Genomic DNA, 23,685 nt, shown 5'->3' with positions numbered 1-23,685 from the left:
AAACTCATTTTATGGAACATATACATACCGAAGAAAAAATAACAAAAAAGAAACCCAAACAATCTACCTGCTGTTGTTCACATGATGAACCCGTTCATTCTGATAATGACGGACACGATCACAGAGACGGTCATGATCATGAACATAATGCTGAGGGCGGTTTGTTTAAACTATTTTTACCAGCGATAATCTCGTTTGTTTTATTACTTATCGGGATTGGGCTAGACAATTATTTCCCGCAGACCTGGTTTACGGGTTATGTTCGAATTGCCTGGTATATCGTGGCTTATTTACCGGTTGGACTTCCGGTTTTGAGAGAAGCTTACGAAAGCATCATGAAAGGCGACGTTTTCTCGGAATTTTTCCTGATGTGCATTGCAACAATCGGTGCTTTTGCCATTGGCGAATATCCTGAAGGTGTTGCTGTAATGTTGTTTTATACCATTGGAGAAAACTTTCAGGGATTGGCGGTAAGCCGTGCGAAATCGAATATTAAAAGTTTACTGGATCAACGTCCTGACGAAGTCAATGTTTTAGAAAATAATGTTGCCACAAAAGTAAAAGCTGCCGATGTTGTGATAGGATCGATTATTCAGCTTAAAGCGGGAGAAAAATTAGGTTTAGATGGCGAATTATTATCGGATACTGCTTCGTTTAATACTGCGGCATTAACAGGCGAAAGCAAGCCCGATACCAAAGTAAAAGGTGAAACAGTTCTGGCCGGAATGATCAACGGAAACACTATTGCACTGGTAAAAGTAACCACGGCTTATAAGGACAGTAAATTGTCTAAGATTCTGGAAATGGTACAAAATGCCACGACCAAAAAAGCGCCTGCGGAATTGTTTATTAGGAAATTTGCCAAGATTTATACGCCAATCGTCGTGTATCTGGCGATTGCTATTTGTGTATTACCATGGTTTTTTGTAGACAATTACGTCTTTAGTGATTGGTTGTACAGAGCTTTGGTATTTCTGGTAATTTCATGTCCTTGTGCCTTGGTAATTAGCATTCCGTTAGGGTATTTTGGCGGAATTGGTGCGGCGAGTAAAAACGGAATTTTGTTTAAAGGAAGTAATTTTCTTGATAGTATTTCAACCATTCAGAATGTGGTAATGGATAAAACCGGCACCATGACCGAAGGTGTTTTTAAAGTTCAGGAAGTTATTATTCAGGAAGGTTTTGATAAAGAAGAGATTCTGAAACTCGTTAATGTTCTCGAAAGCCAAAGCACGCATCCCGTCGCAACGGCCATTCACAATCATGTAGGGCAGATTGATGCTTCAGTCGAGTTGAAAAACGTGGAAGAAATTTCGGGACATGGTTTAAAAGCCGAGATCAACGGAAAAGAGTTGCATGTTGGGAATTTCAAATTGATGGATAAATTCAACATTTCATATGATATTGATCCAAATTCGGTTGTTTATACGACGATTGCCATTGCATATGGTAATAAGTTTGCAGGATATTTGACTATTGCCGATGAAATAAAAGAAGATGCGCAGGAAGCAGTAAGCAAATTAAAAGCATTAGGCGTTAAAGTTACCATGCTAAGTGGAGATAAAACCAATGTTGTACAATTTGTTGCAGATAAATTAGGTATCACAAATGCTTTTGGAGATTTACTTCCGGAAGGCAAGGTCGACAAACTAAACGAGATTAAAGCCAAAAACGAAACCGTTGCTTTTGTGGGCGATGGTGTAAATGATGCGCCTGTTATCGCGTTAAGTACCGTAGGTATTGCCATGGGAGGTTTAGGAAGTGATGCCACCATCGAAACTGCCGATGTTGTGATTCAGGACGATAAACCAAGCAAGATTGCGATGGCGATCAATATAGGGAAACAAACCAAAAAAATCGTCTGGCAAAATATCACGCTGGCTTTTGTCGTAAAAGCTTTTGTACTGATTTTGGGTGCCGGCGGACTTGCCACAATGTGGGAAGCTGTTTTTGCCGATGTTGGAGTAGCGTTACTGGCAATTTTAAATGCCGTGAGGATTCAGAAGATGAAGTTTTAAATTAATTCATTCAAATAAAACAAAATCCCAATTCATTAATTTTGAATTGGGATTTTCTTATTTATAGAATTATTTCTTTAAATGCGTTGGTACCTGAACTTCTCCATTACCAAAAGACCAATTCTCTAAACCATTATTTTCTAATAAAACAATGATCACATTATTGATCAAAATTTCGGTTGAGGTCGAAATTCGTGTCGCAATCTGATGGTATAATTTTTTCTTTTGTTCTAATGTTCTTCCTTGTCCTGCCGTGATTTGCACGTAAATAATATCTTCAGAATGTGAAATGCCAAGATAAGTTTCAGGATATTTTATCTGATGCGATTCCAGTTCTTCAATGACATGAAAATAATCGTCTTTTGGGATATTAAATTCGGCTATTAAAGATTCATGAACAGATGCTGAAATAGTATTTTTTGTTTCTAATGAAAGCTTTTTGGGAAGGCTGATTCTAACGAATGGCATTTTGTTTTTATTTAATGATATACTAACAAATATAATGGCTCTTTTTAAAAGATTAACAAGATTTTAAAAAAAAACACTACAATTATGTTAGATACTTTCTTAATATATTATAACAGACAGTTAGTATAAAAAAATAAATCTTTATTAGTTAAATTAAGTTTTGCAATGCCACCTCTCATACCAATAAAAACATTTTCATCATTAATTGCGACTACTGAGATTGGATATAAACATTCCCAAAAAGCATTTTTTAAAATGAGTCGCTTTCTGTATCCTTTTATAATATAAAATTTTTTACGAGTTACAATTAGAATTTTATCATCATAGATCGTTAAAGCAGATGGGGCATCAATAAAATCAATAACTTTTTTTTCTATAAATTTTTTCCCTACTATATTTAACTCATACATTGCTCCAAAACTGAAAGTTAAGTGCGCAAATCCTTCTATGAAATATATTTTATCTTTAAAACGAAATATAGATATTATGTTTCCTCCGGCAACGGTAATTTCTTTTTTAGAAGTGTCATTAGGTATAAAGGTCAATCGGCCTCCCCATTCTCCGTTATTTACACCTTTAAGTGTACCTGTATCAATTTTAAGCTCACATATATTTGTTCTCTCAATTTTTTTAACGTGTAGTTTGTCATTAACAATACTAACCCCAAAATCATCAGCATGATTTAATTTAAACCAGTCACTACTAAAGCTTTCAGGAAATATTGTTTCTTTAAATTCTGCAGGTATTTCTATAATACTTTGTATATTTTGAGAAGATGTAATAATTTTTTTTTTTGGAATCTTAGACATAAAAGAGCCTTCAATTATTCAATAAGAGTCAAAGAAGTAATTCTTTTTAGAATTATTTCTCAACAAATATAAAAAATGAAGTTATAATATTAATAATAAACTCCATGAAATAATAGAGATATTTCGCATTATTAAAAATTTAATTCTATTTTATTCCCTTTATTCTCAATTCTAACTTCGATTTTATTACTTTCAGAAGGTGTTTGTGTAGGATACCAGTTTCTATTTGGTTTAACCATAATCAGCAAACCTTCATCATCACCAACGGCAGCAAAAAGTTCGCTATTGGCATTTTTGCTAAAGAATTCTAAGCCGTGTTGTGCGATCAATTGTTTTCCTAATGCTAATGGATTTTCATTCACGATTCCTATTTCACTAATATTTAAAATAGCTTTTGAGCTGAATGCTTCTGTTTGCGCATTATCAAGGTCATGACGGGCAATAAATTCTAACAAATTGCCATTATTGTCGTAGAAATAAACCGCATTGGCATTCCAGTTTTCGAAATTGGTAATGACTTTTTGATCTTCAATAAAAATTAAATCTACTTTGCTTTTACACCAATTAATGGCTTCGTCTAACTTGTTTTCCGGAATATTAAAAGCAAAATGATAAATAGATTTAAACTCAGGATTTTCAACGAATTCCAAAACAGAATCTCCCGCCTGAATGCTCACCGATTCTTTGGTTTTTTCTATAATATGCAGCTCAAGAATGTCTTTATAAAAAGTGGCAGTTTGTTGTATATCGCTGGATTGAATTTGAATGTGTGCTAACTTCATGGCGGTATTTTTTATAAGAAGAAAAAGCTTCTTTCGTTTCAAACAAATTTAAGAAATGATGGAAGGATTGCGATTCACAAGCTATTTTATACTTCAATGAAAGGATAGTAAATTATGATTAAAGTTTCTCTTATTGTAATGCCTAATTTTTTAAACACATGGAAACATAGATTTAAAACTGCAATTTAGATACTTTTAGAAAATCATGATTTTTTCACAAAGTGCTATGAGATTTATTTGTAGTGAAACGTCTTTCTGCATTTAGTTGAGCTATGTTTCTATGTGTTTAAAATAAAAAAAAGCCCATTTCATAAAAGAAACAGGCTTAGTAGATTTGAGAATTTTGGGACAATTTGCAAATCATTTTACTTAGGCATTGTTGGCGTCATAATTCTTCGTGTTGGCGTGCTCAACGTTTCTATAAAAGCCAAAAGATCGCTGATTTCTTCTTTGTTTAAATTCAGTTTTTTAAGCATAGGATCTGCTTTTGGAATTAATGAATCTCTTGCTGTTCCCAGATATTTTTTCTGAACAGGAGAAGGGTTTCCTAAGTTGTACAATTCCACCACATCCAGTAAAGTCGGGAAATGTCCGTGATGCATCCAGGGTTTTGTATTGGCCACTTCACGCAATGTTGGTGTTCTAAATTTGCCAATGTCTTTTACATCTTTTGTAACATTATAGCGCCCGAAATCTTCATTTTTTGTTCCGAATAAAGTTTGACCGTCATTATGAAACTGATTGTCGCTGAAATAAGGCGTATTATGGCAATTGATACATTGCGCTTTGGTTCTGAATAAATGCAGGCCTTTTACCTGAGCATCTGTATAGGCTTCAGATTTTCCGCTAATGAAATTATCAAATTTACTTTTTGGGCTATTAATCGATCTTTCGAAAGTTGCAATGGCATATTGTATTCTTTGCAGATTAACTTTTTTATCTCCAAAAGCATCAGTAAAAAGAGTATTGTAACCTTTTATTTTTGCGATTTTATCAACGGCAATCGTCAGTTTTTCATTCATTTCAAGCGGATCTCCAATCGGGAATTGTGCCTGATCTTCCAAACTCTTTGCGCGTCCGTCCCAAAATAAGGATGTGGCATACGCCGAGTTTAAAATCGTCATCGAATTACGTTTCCCCGTTTGGCGATCGTGCCCAAAAGAACGTGTTAAATTATCGGTCCAGCCCAATTCTGGATTATGGCAGGAAGCGCAGGCAATTTGTCCGCTGAGAGATAATCTGGGATCGAAAAATAATATTTTACCCAGACTTTCTTTTTCTTTTGAGTATGGGTTATAATCCGGATACGGAACAGCAGGAAGCACGCCGATATCCTGAAATGTAGCTTTATCGACATTTTCGTGTAATTCCGCTGCGGGCCATTTCGTAGCATCTCCGCTGGAATATAGTTTTCTCAATTCCTGAATGTCTATATAATCAGGTTGTTCAACGCTTTTGTAAGCCGTTAAACTCAGGAGTAATAGGATAGGGACGATTAGTTTTTTCAATTTTTTGTTTTTGTTTGATTTGTTTCAGATTTCAAGTCTCAGTTTTCAGTCTCAGTTTTCAGTCTCAGTCTCAGTTTGCGTTTTCAGAAAACTTTGTCAAAGTTTTAAACTTTGACAAAGTTAGTGCGACTGCGACTGCGACTGCGACTGCGACTGCGACTGCGACTGCGACTGCGACTGCGACTGCGACTAAAATCTAAAGCGTAACTTCCTTAGGACACGGGATACTTAAAGCTGTTGGTTTTGGATAAACTCTATTATTATACATTCTGTATTGTGTCGTAACGGTTCCTCCAAATAGTTTATCGTTTGTGAGTTTTAACTCAAATGAGATTTCAAACAAACCGGCACTGATTTCCTTATAAGTACCCTCACCTGAAATAGCAATAATGTGAGTATTTGATGCACTGGATCCAATAGTTAAATCCTGCGGAATCACCAATACGGTTCCCTGCGTTTTGCTGTTTCCGTTTTCCGGAAAAAATTCTAGAGCAGAAGTAATATTAAATCCGGGAGAAATAGCAGCAGATCCGCTTTCGTTTGAGAACCATCTTTTTAAACCAAAAGAGTTTACTGTATTTGGTCCGGTAGCAACATTAAATCCAATTTTAAAGGCATCGTGGTACACATCGTCATTAGGATTTGCTGTTCCTTTATCACTGTAAAGTATTGCATTCTCATTGTCCTTCGTTACCACGACAGGAAAGGTTAAAGCATTAAAAGTCTGCCATGTGCAATTTCCATTGTTGTTAAACCAGTGTTCACCATAAGTTAAATAAAAAGCATTCGTAGGATCTGTAAATTTTGATGCGGGATATGCCTGTAAATCTCGTGGTGATTTTATTGGTTTTACAATTGTTAAGTTGATACTTCCGGTTGCATTGTAATTTGGAATATTTACTAAGGTTATTTTTGATTCATAACGTGCATCGTCATTTTGAATATCTTCCAACAGCGTAAAATGATAAGTTATTGAATTTCTGTTGTCGCCAAAATCATCATGGGTAAGCGAATATTCAAAACCATTTTGAAATTTAAAAATTGACGCATTTTCTATTTCCGAAGGAAAAAATCCGTTAGGGAAATTTACTTTAAAATCGAATGTCTCACCAATTTCTCCTTTTATTAAATATTGGTTAACCGGAAAAGTATAATTGGTTGTAATGGTTTCTAAATCGATCTTAAAGGTATCATTAGGATAAGTTGAATTTAAATTTCCAATATGAATTTCGGGATCAGATACAGTTTCCAATTTTAAATTAATGCTTTGATTGGCCGTCCATCTTTTATCAAAAGAAACAAAAATAGTATCTGTTACCTTACTTCCTTCAAATACTAATTTATTGACCGGATTTACTGTAAAACTTTCGTTGTCGCCATTTGATGATACTGCACTAAAAGTAGCAGTTACAGGACCTTTTAAAGAGTTGGCTGTTAGGGCAACCGGAACTTTCAAAGTTTTTACTGAACTATTTTTATAAGTAGACTGAGGAACTATAATTGCGCTTACTGCCGGATATTCCAACGGAACATTACTAGTGCTTACCATAAAGTTAAACCTTAAAAAAGGATCTACTCCTGAACCCAATTTATAATCGTCTTTTGAGCATGAACCCAATAGCAATGCTATGGTAAATAGGCTGAATATCTTAATAAGATTCATTTTGTTGTAAGTTTGAATTAAGATTAATATTGTATTGTGGTATAGGTAATACGAATTTTAGCGACGGATAAACCATACTGCAATTTGTCGAAATACAACCGTCGTTTCTTGTAATTCCTTTATGGTTGCGAACTAGATCAAAGAACAAATGTCCTTCAAAACAAAGTTCTTTTCTTCTTTCTAAAAGGATATCTTCTTTGAGGTTAGCGGTATTAGATAATAAAGTTGCATTAGCACGTGCGCGAATGGTATTAATATCGGCCATTGCAAGGGCTGGCTGATTGTTTTCAAGAGCAGCCTCGGCACGAATCAAATACATTTCACTTAATCTAAAGGCCACGTAACCTGCATTATCCTGAAATTTACGGGTAAAGTTGTAAGGAACATAAGTTAAAACTCCATTTACTAAAGTCTGAAGATCTACAGTAAGAAATAATTGTTTTCTTAAATCATTATTTTCGTAAAGATCAACGAGGTCGTTTGAAGCTACATAATGGGCATAAGTGGTTGAAGTAACACCAAAATAATTGGACATTGATGTTGATACGGCGCTTTCTGAATCCTTTGGAACTGAAAATTCTAGCAAAGCTTCAGAAACAGGAAGATCAGGCTGTGCCCATTGAGCTATCAAATCAGAAGAATTTACTAATTTAAATCCGGAGTTTTCAATTACATCATTGGCAGTTTCGTAAGCTTTTGTCCAGTCTTTTTTATACAAATAAACTCTTGCCAATAAGGCTTTTGCATTATTTCTATTGAAGTAAGAATAAACAGGACCCGGCATAGCAGCAGTGTCAGAATAATTATCGATCGCTGTTTTTAAGTCATTAATAATGAAGGAATACGTGTTTGCCAGAGTTTCTCTTTTTGGATATTTAAGTCCTGATTTTATCGATTCGGTATTATAGACAATACCTAAATGCGAAGCGTCAGGTGTATAACCGTAATCCTGGCAATAAATCTGTGATAAAACAAAATGGGCATACGCTCTAATGGTTAAGGCTTCTGCTTTTATTTGATTTTTTTCGGTTTCGGTTGCATCTTTTAGATTGGGAGTATATTCTAAAATTAAATTAGCCTGATTGATAATGCTGTAATTACCACTGTAAAATGATGCAAAATTACTGGTCTCTTCTACATCTTCAAAAGAATATACCTCTCTAAGATTAACTCCCGGTGTAATTTGTCCTAAGCTGCTTCCTGAAGAATTTGGTGTGAATTTGATGTTTCCGCCTTGTAAATCTGAATAAACAGAAAAGCGTTCTTCTCTTACTGTTCCTTCTACAGTGCGGTAAAGCCCTTTTAAAGCAATTAAAACACCTTCCTTATTTTGCAGAAGTTCATCTATAGAAGTTTGTGTTCCCGGTTCCTGTTCCAGAAAATCACTGCAGCTTTGCAATGAAAAAATAAGGAATGCTGTTGTGATGTATTTTAAATAATTCATGGTCTTAAAATTTTGCATTTACACCAAGCGAAATGGTTCTTGCCTGTGGATAAGTATAACTAAACTCTCGTATTCCGTTCATTCCTTTCGGACTTTTCTCTTTGTACCAATACAATACATTTGTGGCATCTGCAAAAACAGAAAGCGTATCGAGGAAAATATTTTTTATTGGCACATTATAACTAAGATTAACGTTGCTTAATCGTACATAAGTCGCATCATAAACGTATTTACTTAAATTTGCCGTAACAGGAACAATTGTTACCGCGGGATACGGAACGATATCTCCCGGATTTCTCCAGTGATTAGCAGCATTTACAGAAAGATTTCTGTTTGACGTATTCGAATATTTGTCGATTATAGCATCAGAAGCAAAAAAATCACCGCCCAATTGAAAATCTCCTCTTACGGATAAAACTAAATTGTTGTAAAAAGTAAAACTATTATTGAATCCGCCGTATGCTTTTGCCTGCGTATCTCCAATGGGTTCCCAGTCCGCTATTGTAAATAAAGATTTATACGTGTTAAGATCATATACCTGTCCGTTTTTAGTAACCAAATCTCTTCCTGTAGCCGGATCAACACCAACCCATTTTATTCCCCAAACTGTCGTGGTGCTGTAGCCTATTTTTTGAGCCAAAGCAAGTTCTGCTGTAGAAAATTCGCTTCCTAAGCCTTTCAAATCAGTTACTTTACTATCAACTGTAGAAATATTGAAAGAAGTTGTCCATTTAAAATTATTGTTGGTAATCCACTTAATTCGCGTCTGAAATTCAAAACCCTGATTGTACATGCTTGCAGCATTTAGCAACATCGAACTGTAACCCGTTTCAGTCGGAATGTTTCGGGTAGTAATGAGATCACTTTTATCATCACGATAATACTCTACAGAAAACTCTACACGATTGAAAATATTAAAATCGATTCCGGCATTAAACTTCGTATTTTTTTCCCAGCTTAACTTTCCGTTTGGGGCAGAACCCGGAGTTGCGCCCGTTCCGCCATTATAGTTGTTTTGTATATAATTATATAAACCTTTTGAACGGTAAGAACCAATTCTTGAGTTTCCTGTTGTACCGTAACTTGTTTTTATTTTTAAAAAGTTAATCCAGGAATTATTATTCAGGAAGTCTTCATTACTAATAATCCAACTTGCTCCAAGACCGCCATTGTTCGCCACATCAGTATCATCTCCAAAGACAGAACTTTGATCGCGACGGAAATTGGCCAATAGATAATATCGTTTTTTGTAGTTATAATTTACCTGAGAAAATAAAGACACCCTTGAGTTATAACTAATTTCACTTCCAATAGTCTGATTATTTTTGGATTCATCTACATCTGTAGTTAATGGGTTATCATCTATTAAAGCATTAGAGACTGGATTGATCACATTGGGATTTACAAAACCAATTCCCGACTGATAATCAAAATTCGTTTTATCCTCAGAAATTTCAAAACCAACAACACCATCAATAGCATGATTTTCAGTAAACTGTTTATTAAACAAAGCTTGTCCCTGCCAGTTCCATTTAGTGGCATTTCGCTGGTTTAAAAGTCGGCGTCCCCATCTTCTGTAAGTAGTATTGTCTAAAACAAAAGTTCCGGGAAACTGACCGCTTTCATTTTCAGCCGAAAAATAACGATCCTGATCTTTATCTGAGTAATCCATACCAAAAAGCGTAGAGAATTTTATCGCATTACTTAGTTGATATGAAAGACTTAAACTACCTAAGATGCCATAAGTTTTTGCTTGATTTTTGTTTTGTTCGATCGCAGCCAGCGGGTTTCCTCTCATCATACCGCTAACACCTAAAAGCGAGTATGATCCATCTGGATTATAAGGTGAAAGAGTAGGGAGGTAAGCAAAAGAATAAAAAATATTTGGTGCAGTTTTCTCGATGTAACTTGGATTTAGTACTAAGCTAATATTCAGTTTATCAGAGTTGTAACCTAAATTAATTCCCGCATTCAATTGTTTGGTATTGTTACCCATTTGAGGTTCATCAATTTTTGTATAGCTAATGTTGGTGCGATAGGAGATTTTTGATGTGGAGCCGGAAACATTGAAATTATATTTATTGAAAATTCCTGATTGATTCAGTAAACCAAACCAATCCGTATTAACACCATTGTATGGAGTCAGGGCAGCACTTGGAGTAGTATTTTTTACAAATTCGTTTCTAAGCTCGTTATATTGCTCTCCGCTAAGATATTTAATCTGATTGATGGCCGATGAAATCCCAAGCTGGTTAGAGAATCCAAATTGTGTTTTTCCTTTTTTTCCTTTTTTTGTCGTAATCAAAATAACGCCATTAGCTCCGTCAGCACCATAAATACCTACAGCCGCCGCATCTTTAAGAACCGAAATACTTTCGATATTTTCCGGAGCAATTTTCATCAGCGGATTACCAAAATTTTCAGTAAAATCTCCGTTTCCACTAAAGTAAGCACTGTCGATTCCGTATTCTTCTCCCATGATGACACCGTCTATAATAATAAGCGGCTGACTCGAAGTTCCGGTTCTTGCACCAGACAAAGACGGTAAAGTTCCCTGACCGCGAATATTAATTTTTACTGGACCGCCAACACCGGAAGTATTTTCAACCATCACACCGGCGATTTGGCCTGTAATCATTTTATCGATACTTTCTGAAGCCTGCTCAACAGCAATATCTTTTGCATATAAGGTCGAAATACTCCCTACAATCTCTTCTTTTAGTTTTGTAGTTCCATAGGAAGACGTAATTACGACAGGATTTAATTCGTCTGTAGCTTCTTTCAAATAAAAAACAAACTGCTTTTTGTCATCTGCTTTTTGTAATTGAGGTTCCATTCCTAAAAATCCAACTTCAAGCACCAGATTGTTGATGTCGTTTCCTTTTAACTGATATACAAATTTTCCATTAAAATCAGTTATAGCGCCCATTCCTGTTCCTTTTATGCGAATCGTCGCGCCGGGAAGCGGTTGTTTGTCTTTGGCAGTATAAACCGTTCCACTAATGAATCTTTCTTTTTCATCAGAAGATGTCGCAGCTGATGGAGCAGGAGCAGCGTTCGTTAATAAAACCTGTTTTTTCTGGATGTAAAACGAAATATTTTTACCGGCAAATAGTTGCGTTAGAGCAGTTTCTAAACTCACATTCTGAACATTAATATCTGCCAGTTGCTCAGCATCAATTTTTCTGGCGTTATAAATAATCCTAAAATCGGTTTGTTCTTCAATAGCTTTAATAATCAAACTAATAGGTTTGTTTTTAAGCTGTAAACTGATGTTTTTATTCTGAGAAAAACCTTTAAAACTGGATAAAAGCAAGGCTAGGAAAAATAGAATTTTCCTTAAATCGTGTATCGTAAAAGTCATGTTTATTTAGTTATGGAAGATTGGTAATGGTTATCGTATTTCCTTTAACGGAATAATTAAATGGCGTGTCACGTTTTAGAAGTTCTAAAATATTTTCGACACTGGATTCGCTAATTTTAATCGTTCCTGTAAAATTCTGTTTGGCCAAAACAGCATTTTCATTGATAATTTCAACGTCGTAGGTACGCTGAATTATTTTAGCGATAGTAGAGAATGGGGTATCTTTAAAAGCAAGTTCACCTTTTGTCCATGCCGAATAAAAGCCTGGGTCAACTTCTTTTGTTATAATTTTTTTGGAGTTATTATTCCATGTTGCCATTTGATTGGGTTGAAGCAAAACCGCATTTAGTTTGTTGTCGGCTTCATACATCTCAATGCTTCCTTCGACCAAAGTACCATTTACAGTTGGGTTTTCAGGATAAGCACTTACATTGAATTTCGTTCCCAAAACTTCAATATCAACCTGATTGGCGTTTACAATAAAAGGATGCTGTTTGTCTTTGGCCACTTCAAAAAAAGCTTCACCGGTTAGGTATACATTTCTTTTTCCGTTAATGCCAAATTGCTCCGGATATTTTAAGGTAGTTCCTGAATTTAAACTCACAACAGTCCCGTCAGAAAGGGTAAGTTTAAACTTTTTCCCGTAAGGCACTTTTAGCGTATTGTAAACCACTTCCTGATCCTGAACTTTTCCAAAATAAATAATTTGGTTAGAAAATTTCTTCGCAATCAAATCGCCTTTGTCATTTACAAGTTTCGTTTGGTTGTCTTTTGTAATATATTCAGAACGGCCATTGGCTAATTCTAAAACAATTTCTTTTGAAGATTTTGCTTTCTGATTAAAATCGAAAGCTAATTTTCCTAAACCAAATAAAACCAAAAATACCGCAGCATATTTCAAATACTGAATTACTTTCTTTTTAGGCTGAATAGCAATTACCGGAGTTGATGCTGTCGAAATATCTTCAGAAAGTGCCGTTAACGCCCAGGTTTTCTTTAGCGTAATAAAATGCTTTTTATTTTCTTCCGAAGCATCAATCCATTCAAACAGCATTTGAACTTCTTGTTCTGAAGCTTCGTTCGAAAGGTATTTATAAATGATTTCCGATGTCATATTTAAGTTTTTGAACTTCTCGTTTTAGTAAGTACACTTCAGAAATAAAATACCCTACCTTTTATTTTTAATTATTACAAATAAGGATAAAGATTAAGAACAGATAATCTGATAATTTTGTTTTTAAAATCTTCAAAGCCTTTGTCATATGGGCTTCTACAGCTTTTAAGGTTACTTGCATTTCTTCGGCGATTTCTGCATTTTTTTTATTTTCGAAACGCTTTTTTATAAAAACTTCGCGGGTTTTGGGCGGAAGATCGCTTATCGATTCCTGAATTAAACGTTCAAGTTCGGTTAATTCTAAAGTATCAAACTGCACCGAATTTAAGATTTCGATATCCAGTTCTCTTTCTTTTTGGTTTAAAACTTCACTCTTGAATTTATCCTTTACCTTATTATGCCGAATCATATTCAGGCATTTCGATTTGGCATAAGTATATAAAAAAGATTGTATACCGTTTAGCGATTCGACAGTTTCCTTGTTTTGCCACAAATACAAAAGAGCTTCCTGCGCCAGATTTTCAGCTTCATCTTTATCATAAATAAACTGAACACTAAAAGCGGTGATTCTGCGAAAGTATTTATCGTAAAAATAAGTGAAAGCAGTTTCGTCTCCTTCTTTGAAAGATTCAAAAAGATGTAGTTCGAAACTGGAATTATTATTCATTATAAGAGAATCACTTTTTAGAAAGCAATATAGGCAATTTAATAAAAAGACCTTTTTTGCACTGAAAGCGGCAAATATAAAAGTTTATTTATATTAATTCTAAATAAAATTCAAATAAACATCGTTTCAAAAAATATTATTCAGAATAAGTGTAAAAAACGCGTTTATCTTATAAGTTATAAGTAAGTTTAATGTTGCTGTGCGTTTGTTTTAACCATATAAGTTATATAAGTAAATATAAGCTTTGTGTATTTTGAAGCGTAGAATGTCATATAAGTGATTGTAATATGATCAGTTGTTAATTAAACTTATGCAAGTAAAACTGAACACAACCATTTTTAATATGAACTTATATAACTTATATGGTGAAAAAAAACTTTTTATTCAAAGTATAAAATTGTGCGAAACAACTCTAATATGTACTTATTTAACTCAGATGTTGAATTTTTTTTCACTCAACTATTGGTAACTAAATTATAATTTGTATCATTGTAGTATAGAATAGTATAATAACTTAAATTTTTATTTAATGAAACAATATCCTTTCCTACTAAAGAGCTTGTTTATGTCCGTTTTACTAACGGTATTTTTTTGCATTCCGGCTTTGGCACAAAAAAATATTAAAATGACTTTTGGCAAAAGCGGCGTAATTACTTATGATGTAAAACAGAAAACAATTGCTGTTACTCAACACGGGGTAATTGTGTTTAGCGAAGCAAAAGCTGCTGTAGTAGTAAATGGAAAAACAATTTCAGCAAGTTCATATCCTGATGCTGTTTTTGCGAAAGAAACAATTAATGATGATTTAGGAAAAGGGCTAAAATATACACTTACTTATAAAGAAAATAGTAAGCCTACAGTAGTCCAAAGTTTTTTAACTTATAACAATAAGGACTATTTTATAACTCAAATAGAAGTTTTAGGCAACGGACAAAAAGTAGCAACCAATTATATTGCGCCATTAGATTTAGGAAAAATAGCTTTCGATAAAATAGAAAACCTGCAAACGGTTTTTGTTCCTTATGATAATGACGCGTTCATCAGTTACAATTCTAAAAAATTAGATACAATCGCTCAAAACACAAGTGGTGAGGTTGGAATTATATTTAATAATGCATCCCGAAAAGGTTTTATTGTAGGTTCACTTGAACATACAGTTTGGAAAAGTGCCGTAAAAACCATTAATGAAAACAAACAAGCTTCGTTTTCTGCCTGGGCAGGATATTCAGAGAAAGAAAATACACGCGATAGTATTGCGCATGGTATTGTAAAAGGCGAGAGGGTATCTTCTCCAAAATTTTTCGTGGGTTATTATTCAGACTGGAGAAATGGGATGGAAGAATATGCCAAAACCAATCGTATCGTAGAGAAACCCTATGTTTTTGCCTGGGATAAAACAACTCCGGTAGGCTGGAACAGCTGGGGAGTTTTGATGGAGAAAATCAATTTTGAGAATACAACGAAAGTGGCAGATTTCTTTGCTAATTCAGTTCCGGAATTTCGTGTTGGTAATACCGCTTATATCGACCTTGATTCGTTTTGGGACAATATGGTAAAAGGTGGTTTTACCGGAGATTTTAGTAAACTAAAAGAATTTGCTGATTATTGTAAAAAGAAAGGTTTAGAACCGGGAGCCTATTGGGCGCCGTTTACAGATTGGGGTTGGAAAGATGGTCCAAATCGTAAAGCCGAAGGAAGTGATTATACGTTTGGCGAAATGTGGACAAAAACGGGAAATACGTATTTTGATTTTGATGGTGCACGCGCCATCGATCCTACGCATCCTGGAACGCTTAAACGTGTTGATTATGTGATTAATAAACTAAAAGAATGCGGTTTTAAAATGATTAAAATTGACTTTTTAGGTCACGCTGCCGCGGAATCTACTTCGTTTTATGATAAAGAGGTAACAACAGGAATGCAGGCTTACAAAGTAGGGATGGAACATTTGGTCAATGCTCTTGACGGAAAAATGTTGATTTATGCTGCGATTTCTCCTAATATGGCCACTTCACGTTACGCACACGTTCGTCGTATTGCGTGCGATGCCTGGAAAACTATCGAGCAAACACAATACACCTTAAATAGTGTCAATTATGGTTGGTGGCAAACGTATTCATACGATTATATAGATGCAGATCACGTGGTTTTTGCAGATGTTACAGAAGGAGAAAACCGTGCGAGATTAATTTCGTCTGTTATTACAGGAACTTTAATTACGGGAGACGATTATAGTAAAGACGGAATCTGGAGCAAACGTGCAAAGGAATGGCTACAGAATAAAGAAATGCTTAAAATTGTTGAAAATGGAGTAGCATTTCGTCCTGTGGAGGGAAATACAGGAAAATTAACCACCGAAGTTTTCGAACAAAAAATTGGCAACAATTGGTATATAGCTATTTTGAATTACGGAAATATGCCTAAAAACTATGCACTTCCGTTAGAAAGATTAGGTGTGAAAAAGGGGAACTATAAATTGCAGGATGTTTTTACCGCTCAAAATATCGATGTAAAAAACAACAGTATCAATTTAAGTATTGGTTCTAAAGATGCCCGTTTATTTAAAATTGTAAATCGTTAACTTAATGCTTATGAAAAAACAGTTTTTTAAGAAAACGATGCTATTATTGACGTTGTTTATTCTGTCGTCAAATGCGGTTAATGCTACAGTATCGTTGCCTTCTTTCTTTACCGATAATATGGTGCTGCAGCAAAAAAGCGCCGTTCCGTTTTGGGGAGAAAGCGATGCGAAATCAGTAAGTATTACCACCTCATGGGATAAAAAAACATACAAAACCAATGTCGAAAATGGCAAATGGAAGGTAGTTTTTAAAACTCCGGTTTATGGAGGGCCGTACACGATTACTATAAATGACGGAACAATTAAAACGCTCAACAATATTTTAATTGGAGAAGTTTGGTTGTGTTCCGGACAAAGTAATATGGAAATGCCGGTGGAAGGCTGGGGAAAAATCAATAATTATAAAGAAGAAATTGCAAACGCCAATTATCCACAAATACGATTATTACAGGCAGAACATATAGAAAGCACTTTACCATTAAGTACCCTAAAAGTACAACACGACGGATGGAATGTTTGCAGTCATGCAACGATAGCTGATTTTAGCGCAACAGCTTATTTTTTTGCAAGAAAGATTTACAACGAAAAAAAGATTCCAATTGGGTTAATTCATTCTTCATGGGGAGGAACACTTATAGAAGCCTGGACAAGTTCCGGAGCGTTAACCAGCATTCATGATTTTGATGCCGAAATTCAGGCGATGAAATCTGAAGTTGATCAGCAGGCTTTACTGAAAAAGTATAATGCCGATATGACCGTATGGGAAAAGAAATTGACAGATTCAGATGAAGGATTCCAAAACGCAAAAGCCATTTGGGCAACAGCCAGTTTTGATGATTCATCCTGGAAAACCATGCCATTGCCGGCATTTTTTGAAAATAAAGGATTATCCAATTTTGATGGCGTAGTCTGGTTTAGAAAAAAAGTAAATATTACTACAACCAATGCCGACTTTATCCTAAGTTATTTGGCAGATGATGACGATATGATTTGGTTTAACGGAAATTATATTGGCGAAACCAAAGGTTATAATGTAGAACGTCATTATACAATTCCGTCGAAGTTTCTCAAAAAAGGCGAGAACATTATAACGATACGAGTTTTTGACGGAGCAGGAAACGGCGGAGTTTACGGAGATGAGAATTTTACTTTAAAATCAGGAAAAGAAACCATCTCATTAGCCGGAGACTGGAAATATAATATTGGCGCAGATATCAAAGATTTGCCTGCAAAACCTTATTTGGCTCAAGGCCAAAACAGACCAAGCGCCATATACAATGCGATGATTGCACCTTTGATTGATTATAAAATAAAAGGCGTAATCTGGTATCAGGGAGAAAGCAATGCCGAAAGAGCGTATCAATACCAGAAGTTGTTTCCGTTATTGATAAACGATTGGAGAGAGCGGTTCAAAGATAAAAATTTACCGTTTTTCTTTGTTCAGTTGGCGAATTACAAACAGAAAAAAGAACAACCGGGAGATTCAGATTGGGCAGAGTTGAGAGAAGCACAATTTAAAGCTTTGAAACTATCCAACACCGGAATGACCGTTACAACCGATATCGGAAACGGAGAAGACATTCACCCAAAAAATAAACAAGATGTAGGAGGTCGTTTGGCGAGTATTGCTTTGGCGAAAGTATACAATACCAAAATCGATTATTCGGGACCGCTGTATAAATCGTACAACATAAAAGGAAATACAGTTACGGTTGATTTTGATTTTAATAAAAATATAAAAGCCAGAGACGATACGCTTAAAGGATTTAGTATTGCAGGATCAGACCAAAAGTTTTATTGGGCTGTAGCCAAAGTAGTAAACGGCAAAGTCGAGGTATATGCTCAGGAAGTACCAAATCCGGTTGCTGTTCGCTACAATTGGGCTGATAATCCTGACGGAAATTTAACGAACGAATCGGGATTGCCTGCATCATCTTTTAGAACAGATGTTTGGGCAGGAATTACACAAGAAAAGAAATAAAAAAAATATAATAAAATGAAAAAACACATTACCACTTTAAGGCAATCTTTTGGGATAGCATTTTTTATGCTGGCGAGTTATTGTAGCCCAGTTTCGGCGCAACAAATTATATCAGTAAAAACAAAAAGTAATGCGCTTGTTTTGCAGGTAACTCCGGGAAAAGAAGTGAACACCATTTATTTAGGAGAAAAATTAGCAAACGATTTTGATTACGTAAAAATACAAAGTCAGTTCAAACAAGGAACCGATTATTCAGGAATTTACAGTGCAGCTTATACACCATCAGGTTCTAAAAACTTATTAGAACCGGCGATTGCCGTAACACACGCTGACGGAAATACTTCACTGGATTTGTTATATGTAGACCATAAAACCACAACGGTAAGTACAGGAGTTTCTCAAACCGAAATTACACTAAAAGATAATGTTTACCCAATCGAGGTTCATATGTTTATTCAGTCGTATTATGATACAGATGTTATCGAGCAATGGACAACGATTAAGCATTCTGAAAAAGGAAATATTACTTTAAACAAATATGCTTCGGCCAATTTGTATCTGAAAGGATACAACAACTTTTACCTGAACCAATATCACGGTGACTGGGCAAAAGAAATGCAGCCTGAAGAAACCAAACTAACGCACGGAATTAAAGTTTTGGACACCAAATTAGGAGCGCGTGCCAACTTGTTCCAACCATCTGTATTTATGGTTTCTTTGGATAAACCGGCTACAGAGGACGAAGGAAAAGTATTGTTTGCAGGTTTAGAATGGTCAGGAAATTTTCGTACCGATCTTGAATTAGATCCGTTAAATAATCTTCGTGTTATTTCAGGGATTAATAATGCAGCGGCGGCTTATTCACTGGCAAAAAACACCCTATTTACAACGCCTAAATTTTGGTATACTTTATCTTCTAAAGGAAAAGGAAACGCAAGCCGTAACCTACACGACTGGTCAAGAAGCTATAAAATATTAGACGGAAAAGGAAGTCGTATGACATTGCTAAACAACTGGGAAGCTACTTATTTTAATTTTGATGAAGATAAATTGAAAGTACTTATTGCCGATAGTAAAAAACTGGGCGTTGATATGTTTTTATTGGATGATGGATGGTTCGGAAACAATTTTCCTCGTAATAATGATGATGCGGCTCTTGGAGATTGGGACGTAAACAAGAAGAAATTACCAAACGGAATTGGAACTTTGGTACAAACAGCCAAAGACAATCAGGTAAAATTCGGAATCTGGATTGAGCCTGAAATGGTAAATCCTGCAAGTGATTTATACAAAAAACATCCGGAATGGATCATCAAACAACCGGGAAGAACAGAACATTATTTCCGTAACCAATTGGTTTTGGATTTATCAAACCCAAAAGTTCAGGATTTTGTTTATGGAGTTGTGGACAATCTTTTTACAGAAAATCCGGAATTGGCGTATATCAAATGGGATTGTAATGCGGTGATTTATAACGCCTATTCAAGCAATTTAAAAGACAAACAAAATAATTTTTATACAGATTATGTAACAGGATTGTATAAAGTTCTGGAGCGCATTCGTGTAAAATATCCAAAAGTACCTATGATGCTTTGTTCTGGTGGTGGAGGAAGAGTAGATTATGCTGCTTTGAAATACTTTACAGAATTCTGGCCAAGTGATAATACAGATCCTTTAGAGCGTGTGTATATGCAATGGGAATACTCTTATTTCTATCCTGCATTAACAATTGCTGCGCACGTTACAGATTGGGGAAAACAACCTTTAAAATACCGTACAGATGTTGCCATGATGGGAAGATTAGGTTTTGATATTGTAGTAAAAGACCTGAACGAGAAAGATTTGACTTTTGCTCAGCAGGCAATTAAAAACTATAATGCGTTGAGCAACACCATTTGGCAGGGAGACCAATACCGTTTGCAAAACCCTTGGGGTAATGATGCGGCATCGGTAATGTTTGTCAACAAAAACGGAAATGAGGCAGTAGTATTTACTTATTCTGTTAATTCCCGTTACGAAGCAGGAACACATTTACCAATAAAATTAAAAGGTTTACAAGCCGGACAAAACTATAAAGTAGAAGAAATCAACGTATATCCGGATAAAAAGCCAGTGGTAGAAACAGCAACATATTCAGGTGATTTTTTAATGCAGGTAGGAATTAATCCTAATGTAAATTCTACTAATACAAGTGTTGTTTTAAAAATTACAAAAGCTTAAAATCTCAAACATTAGTATATATTTGTAATTGATTTCTAAATAAATACCTATTAAAACGTTTTATGAAGCAAATTATCCAACAGATAAAAAATCTGGAATCCATCAATTCCTTATCTAAACATGAGCAATTGGTTCAGGGTATAATTAATGCCATTGATGAAAAAGTGGTTACAAAAGGCGATTTACTGCCATCTGTAAATACATTTATAAGTGAATTGGGTTTTGCGAGAGAAACCATTGCCAAAGCGTATAAAGAACTTGTGCACAGAGGAATTATCGAGTCAAAAAACCGATTGGGTTATTTTGTTGCTACTAATGATGTAAAGCAAGAGCTAAAAGTGGCTTTGCTAATATTTGCATTTGATATTTTTCAGGAAACGTTTTACGAGAATTTCAGAAAAGGTCTTGGAAAGAACATTCAGCTGGATATCTTTTTTCACCACAATAATTTTGATACATTCGAAAGTATTGTTCAGAATATAAAAGGAAAATACGGCATGTTTGTTATTGCTCCAATTCCGAGTAAAAAAACACCGGCTGTTTTAAAACAATTGCCTACCAATAGAGTGTTACTGGTAGACCGTTTTATAGAAACAGATGAAGATTATAATTATGTTGCACAAGAGTTTGGAGATTCGTCTTACAATGCTTTTGTGCAGCTTAAAGATAAAATTAAAAAATACGACGAGATCATTTTCTTTTTTAAACCCTCATCTGCAGAACCTGATGAAATCTTAAATTCATTTAAAAGATTCATGAAGGATTATGATATTAAAGGAGTTATCAAAGAAGAGTATGTTTCAGGTTCTCTTGAAAAAGGAAAAGTGTATTTCACGATTCATAATCTTGAACTTTGGGAAATGCTGAAAGACTCCAAAATCAAAGGGCTTAAAATAGGTTCAGACATTGGTTTTATTTCGCATAATGATGATATCGTAAAAGAAATTATTTTTGACGGAGTAACCACATTCTCTACAGATTTCTCTGAAATGGGAAAAAAAGCAGCTAATTTTGTTTTGAATCGTAAAAAGATTCAGGAGATTGTTCCAACAATTTTAGTTGATAGAAATTCGCTGTAGTGTATGAGTGTATTGTCGATTGTTAGTTTTTTGCTCATTACGGGTTTTATCGCCTTATTTTCAGCTTTAAAAACACGTAAAAAAAAGGTCCAAACTACAAACGGACTTTTTTTTGCAGATCATAACAACAATTTTTTTATAGTAGGAGGAGCCTTATTACTAAGTAATATTAGCGCGAATCAATTTATAGGCGAAAACGAGTCCATTTACACCAACAATATGAGCGTTATGGCATGGGGCGTAAGTTCTGTGTTGGCGATGTTGCTTGTAGCGGAGTTCTTTTTGCCTATTTATTTTCGTACCGGAGCCATGACAATTCCGGATTATCTGGGAAAACGCTACGATAATTCGACCAAAAGACTGGTGTCGATTGTATTTCTGTGCAGTTATGTCGTGAATTTATTGCCAGCCGTTTTATATGGTGGCGCGGTTGCACTTACCGGAATGTTCAATTTTATAGAGCCTTTACAATTAAGCTATTGGCAAAACATCTGGATTATGGTTTGGGTGATTGGGCTAACAGGCTGCGCGTATTCGGTTTTAGGAGGTTTAAGAGCAATATCGATAAGTGATACCATTTTAAGCATCGGATTATTGACCATTGGGATTGCTTTCCCATACTTCGGATTTAAATTCCTGGGTAATGGCGATTGGTTCAAAGGATTTCATATTTTGCTGTCTCAACATACAGAACATCTCAATGCTATTGGAGGTCCAAAAGACGAAATTCCGCTGAGTACCATTTTTACAGGTATGTTTATCATGAATTTGTATTATTGGGGAATGGAGCAGTTTATTGTTCAGCAGGCACTTTCGGCAAAGAGTTTATCGCACAGCCAAAAAGGGATGGGATTAGCTTGTTTAGGAAAATTGCTATGTCCGTTTATTATAAATATTCCTGGATTGGTTGGGGTTCATTTGTATAGTAATCTCGAAAACACCGCTGAGGTTTTTCCTTTGGTGGTAAAAGATACTTTGCCGGGTATTATGATTGGTCTTACGGCTGCAGTGGTTCTGGGCGCAGCGATAAGTACTTTTAATGCGGGTTTAAACAGTAGCAGTACACTCTTTGTGCTCAACCTTTATAAACCGTGGTTGGAAAAAAGAAACAAAGAAATTACAGAAAAGCATTTGGTTTACACCGGACGTAAATTCGAGATTATTGTTTCGGCTTTAGCCATGTTTTCGGCTCCGTTTATCATGTTTAGCAAAGCAGGTTTTTATACCTATTTGCAACAATTGGGCGGAATGTTTTGCGTGCCTATTTTTACGATTATCTTAGTTGGTTTTGTGTCTAAAAAAGTACCGCCACAAGCCGCTAAAACCGGAATGATATTCTTTATTTTTAGTTATATCATCTTTAATTATATCCTTGACATCAAACTGCATTATTTGCATATGCTGGCGCTATTATTTGTTTTTACCACAATATGTATGCTGGTGGTTGCTAAGTTTTATCCCAAATATAAATACACCGAAATCAAAATTGAATCTGTCGAATTATCGCCTTGGAAAAACCGTTATTGGTATTTCGCTTTACTTTTGATGGGTATGTTGAGTATTTTCGTTTTGTTCTCGAAATGGGGGATAGCTTAGGATGAGGTACTAAGGTTCTGAGAGACAAAGGGACAAAGGTTTTACTATAGGGACGCATGTTTGTGCGTCCTTTTTTTTTGTTTCATTATGAACGAGGGTTTTATTGTAGAGACGCACAGCAGTGCGTCTAACGCAAAGAAATTTACACAATTATGATCTGACAATCTTTGTTGATATTCTTTGTCATGTCACACAGATGACACGGATTTGCTTCGCAAAAACACGGATTTTACGCGGATTTTTTGTTTGTCATCCTTGTGACAAGCTTGTGGTTACTTTATATTGAACACTTTACACCCCAACATTAACCCCAAAGTATTTGTCAATCCTGACGCAGGAAGGATCACAAAAGAAGCTCGACAATGAAACTCGACAAAGATTGCGGCATCAC

General features: G+C 35.2%; 15 protein-coding genes. 6 read left to right on the top strand and 9 right to left on the bottom strand.

What is annotated here, in order from left to right; all coding sequences use genetic code 11:
- The first annotated feature begins 11 nt into the window (after nucleotides 1-11).
- Nucleotides 12-2,018: a heavy metal translocating P-type ATPase gene (locus tag ACIDC4_RS01445; protein ID WP_412043333.1), complete on the top strand. Its 2,007-nt coding sequence runs from the start codon at nucleotides 12-14 to the stop codon at nucleotides 2,016-2,018.
- Between the two features lie 69 nt (nucleotides 2,019-2,087).
- Here ACIDC4_RS01445 and ACIDC4_RS01440 read toward each other — a convergent pair whose 3' ends face one another.
- From ACIDC4_RS01440 to ACIDC4_RS01400, 9 genes are all read right to left on the bottom strand, one after another.
- On the bottom strand, nucleotides 2,088-2,486 hold the full coding sequence (locus ACIDC4_RS01440; protein ID WP_412043332.1) for a tautomerase family protein: 399 nt from the start codon (nucleotides 2,484-2,486) through the stop codon (nucleotides 2,088-2,090).
- A gap of 107 nt (nucleotides 2,487-2,593) precedes the next feature.
- Nucleotides 2,594-3,295: a hypothetical protein gene (locus ACIDC4_RS01435; protein WP_412043331.1), complete on the bottom strand. Its 702-nt coding sequence runs from the start codon at nucleotides 3,293-3,295 to the stop codon at nucleotides 2,594-2,596.
- A 131-nt stretch (nucleotides 3,296-3,426) separates the two neighbouring features.
- A complete protein-coding gene (locus tag ACIDC4_RS01430) occupies nucleotides 3,427-4,077 on the bottom strand; it encodes a VOC family protein (RefSeq protein ID WP_412043330.1) in 651 nt (216 codons plus the stop codon).
- Between the two features lie 365 nt (nucleotides 4,078-4,442).
- On the bottom strand, nucleotides 4,443-5,585 hold the full coding sequence (locus tag ACIDC4_RS01425) for a cytochrome-c peroxidase (protein ID WP_412043329.1): 1,143 nt from the start codon (nucleotides 5,583-5,585) through the stop codon (nucleotides 4,443-4,445).
- A 196-nt stretch (nucleotides 5,586-5,781) separates the two neighbouring features.
- A complete protein-coding gene (locus ACIDC4_RS01420) occupies nucleotides 5,782-7,248 on the bottom strand; it encodes a hypothetical protein (RefSeq protein ID WP_412043328.1) in 1,467 nt (488 codons plus the stop codon).
- Entirely contained in the window at nucleotides 7,235-8,692 is a 1,458-nt protein-coding gene (locus tag ACIDC4_RS01415) for a RagB/SusD family nutrient uptake outer membrane protein (RefSeq protein WP_412043327.1), read from the bottom strand. The genes ACIDC4_RS01420 and ACIDC4_RS01415 overlap by 14 nt, the downstream gene beginning before the upstream one ends.
- 4 nt (nucleotides 8,693-8,696) lie before the next feature.
- Nucleotides 8,697-12,056, bottom strand: a complete 3,360-nt coding sequence (locus tag ACIDC4_RS01410; protein WP_412043326.1) for a SusC/RagA family TonB-linked outer membrane protein — start codon at nucleotides 12,054-12,056, stop codon at nucleotides 8,697-8,699.
- 10 nt (nucleotides 12,057-12,066) lie between these two features.
- Complete coding sequence (locus ACIDC4_RS01405) at nucleotides 12,067-13,170, bottom strand: FecR family protein (protein WP_412043325.1); 1,104 nt, start codon at nucleotides 13,168-13,170, stop codon at nucleotides 12,067-12,069.
- Between the two features lie 67 nt (nucleotides 13,171-13,237).
- Nucleotides 13,238-13,837 (bottom strand): RNA polymerase sigma-70 factor, encoded by a 600-nt coding sequence (locus tag ACIDC4_RS01400; RefSeq protein ID WP_412043324.1) that lies wholly within the window; start codon nucleotides 13,835-13,837, stop codon nucleotides 13,238-13,240.
- Nucleotides 13,838-14,462: 625 nt separating this feature from the next.
- Between ACIDC4_RS01400 and ACIDC4_RS01395 the strand changes: the two genes are divergently transcribed.
- From ACIDC4_RS01395 to ACIDC4_RS01375, 5 genes are all read left to right on the top strand, one after another.
- A complete protein-coding gene (locus ACIDC4_RS01395; RefSeq protein WP_412043323.1) occupies nucleotides 14,463-16,418 on the top strand; it encodes an alpha-galactosidase in 1,956 nt (651 codons plus the stop codon).
- 10 nt (nucleotides 16,419-16,428) lie between these two features.
- Entirely contained in the window at nucleotides 16,429-18,399 is a 1,971-nt protein-coding gene (locus ACIDC4_RS01390) for a sialate O-acetylesterase (RefSeq protein ID WP_412043322.1), read from the top strand.
- A 15-nt stretch (nucleotides 18,400-18,414) separates the two neighbouring features.
- The gene (locus tag ACIDC4_RS01385) at nucleotides 18,415-20,619 is read left to right on the top strand and encodes an alpha-galactosidase (protein WP_412043321.1); all 2,205 of its coding nucleotides are present in this window, start codon (nucleotides 18,415-18,417) and stop codon (nucleotides 20,617-20,619) included.
- A gap of 62 nt (nucleotides 20,620-20,681) precedes the next feature.
- The gene (locus ACIDC4_RS01380; RefSeq protein WP_230037600.1) at nucleotides 20,682-21,698 is read left to right on the top strand and encodes a GntR family transcriptional regulator; all 1,017 of its coding nucleotides are present in this window, start codon (nucleotides 20,682-20,684) and stop codon (nucleotides 21,696-21,698) included.
- Nucleotides 21,699-21,701: 3 nt separating this feature from the next.
- Nucleotides 21,702-23,294: a solute:sodium symporter family transporter gene (locus ACIDC4_RS01375; RefSeq protein ID WP_412043320.1), complete on the top strand. Its 1,593-nt coding sequence runs from the start codon at nucleotides 21,702-21,704 to the stop codon at nucleotides 23,292-23,294.
- Nucleotides 23,295-23,685 lie beyond the last annotated feature (391 nt).

This window comes from Flavobacterium sp. C3NV (assembly GCF_046825355.2).
Lineage (GTDB): Bacteria > Bacteroidota > Bacteroidia > Flavobacteriales > Flavobacteriaceae > Flavobacterium.
Note: the sequence above shows the minus strand (reverse complement) of the source record. Positions and strands in the feature narration are given on the sequence as shown.

What these genes read in the sequence shown, in the direction of transcription:
- ACIDC4_RS01440 (WP_412043332.1), bottom strand. Translation starts at nt 2,486, where the DNA reads ATGCCATTCGTTAGAATCAGCCTTCCCAAAAAGCTTTCATTAGAAACA.
- ACIDC4_RS01410 (WP_412043326.1), bottom strand. Translation starts at nt 12,056, where the DNA reads ATGACTTTTACGATACACGATTTAAGGAAAATTCTATTTTTCCTAGCC.
- ACIDC4_RS01435 (WP_412043331.1), bottom strand. Translation starts at nt 3,295, where the DNA reads ATGTCTAAGATTCCAAAAAAAAAAATTATTACATCTTCTCAAAATATA.
- ACIDC4_RS01395 (WP_412043323.1), top strand. Translation starts at nt 14,463, where the DNA reads ATGACTTTTGGCAAAAGCGGCGTAATTACTTATGATGTAAAACAGAAA.
- ACIDC4_RS01445 (WP_412043333.1), top strand. Translation starts at nt 12, where the DNA reads ATGGAACATATACATACCGAAGAAAAAATAACAAAAAAGAAACCCAAA.
- ACIDC4_RS01400 (WP_412043324.1), bottom strand. Translation starts at nt 13,837, where the DNA reads ATGAATAATAATTCCAGTTTCGAACTACATCTTTTTGAATCTTTCAAA.
- ACIDC4_RS01430 (WP_412043330.1), bottom strand. Translation starts at nt 4,077, where the DNA reads ATGAAGTTAGCACACATTCAAATTCAATCCAGCGATATACAACAAACT.
- ACIDC4_RS01385 (WP_412043321.1), top strand. Translation starts at nt 18,415, where the DNA reads ATGAAAAAACACATTACCACTTTAAGGCAATCTTTTGGGATAGCATTT.
- ACIDC4_RS01375 (WP_412043320.1), top strand. Translation starts at nt 21,702, where the DNA reads ATGAGTGTATTGTCGATTGTTAGTTTTTTGCTCATTACGGGTTTTATC.
- ACIDC4_RS01420 (WP_412043328.1), bottom strand. Translation starts at nt 7,248, where the DNA reads ATGAATCTTATTAAGATATTCAGCCTATTTACCATAGCATTGCTATTG.
- ACIDC4_RS01390 (WP_412043322.1), top strand. Translation starts at nt 16,429, where the DNA reads ATGAAAAAACAGTTTTTTAAGAAAACGATGCTATTATTGACGTTGTTT.
- ACIDC4_RS01405 (WP_412043325.1), bottom strand. Translation starts at nt 13,170, where the DNA reads ATGACATCGGAAATCATTTATAAATACCTTTCGAACGAAGCTTCAGAA.
- ACIDC4_RS01415 (WP_412043327.1), bottom strand. Translation starts at nt 8,692, where the DNA reads ATGAATTATTTAAAATACATCACAACAGCATTCCTTATTTTTTCATTG.
- ACIDC4_RS01380 (WP_230037600.1), top strand. Translation starts at nt 20,682, where the DNA reads ATGAAGCAAATTATCCAACAGATAAAAAATCTGGAATCCATCAATTCC.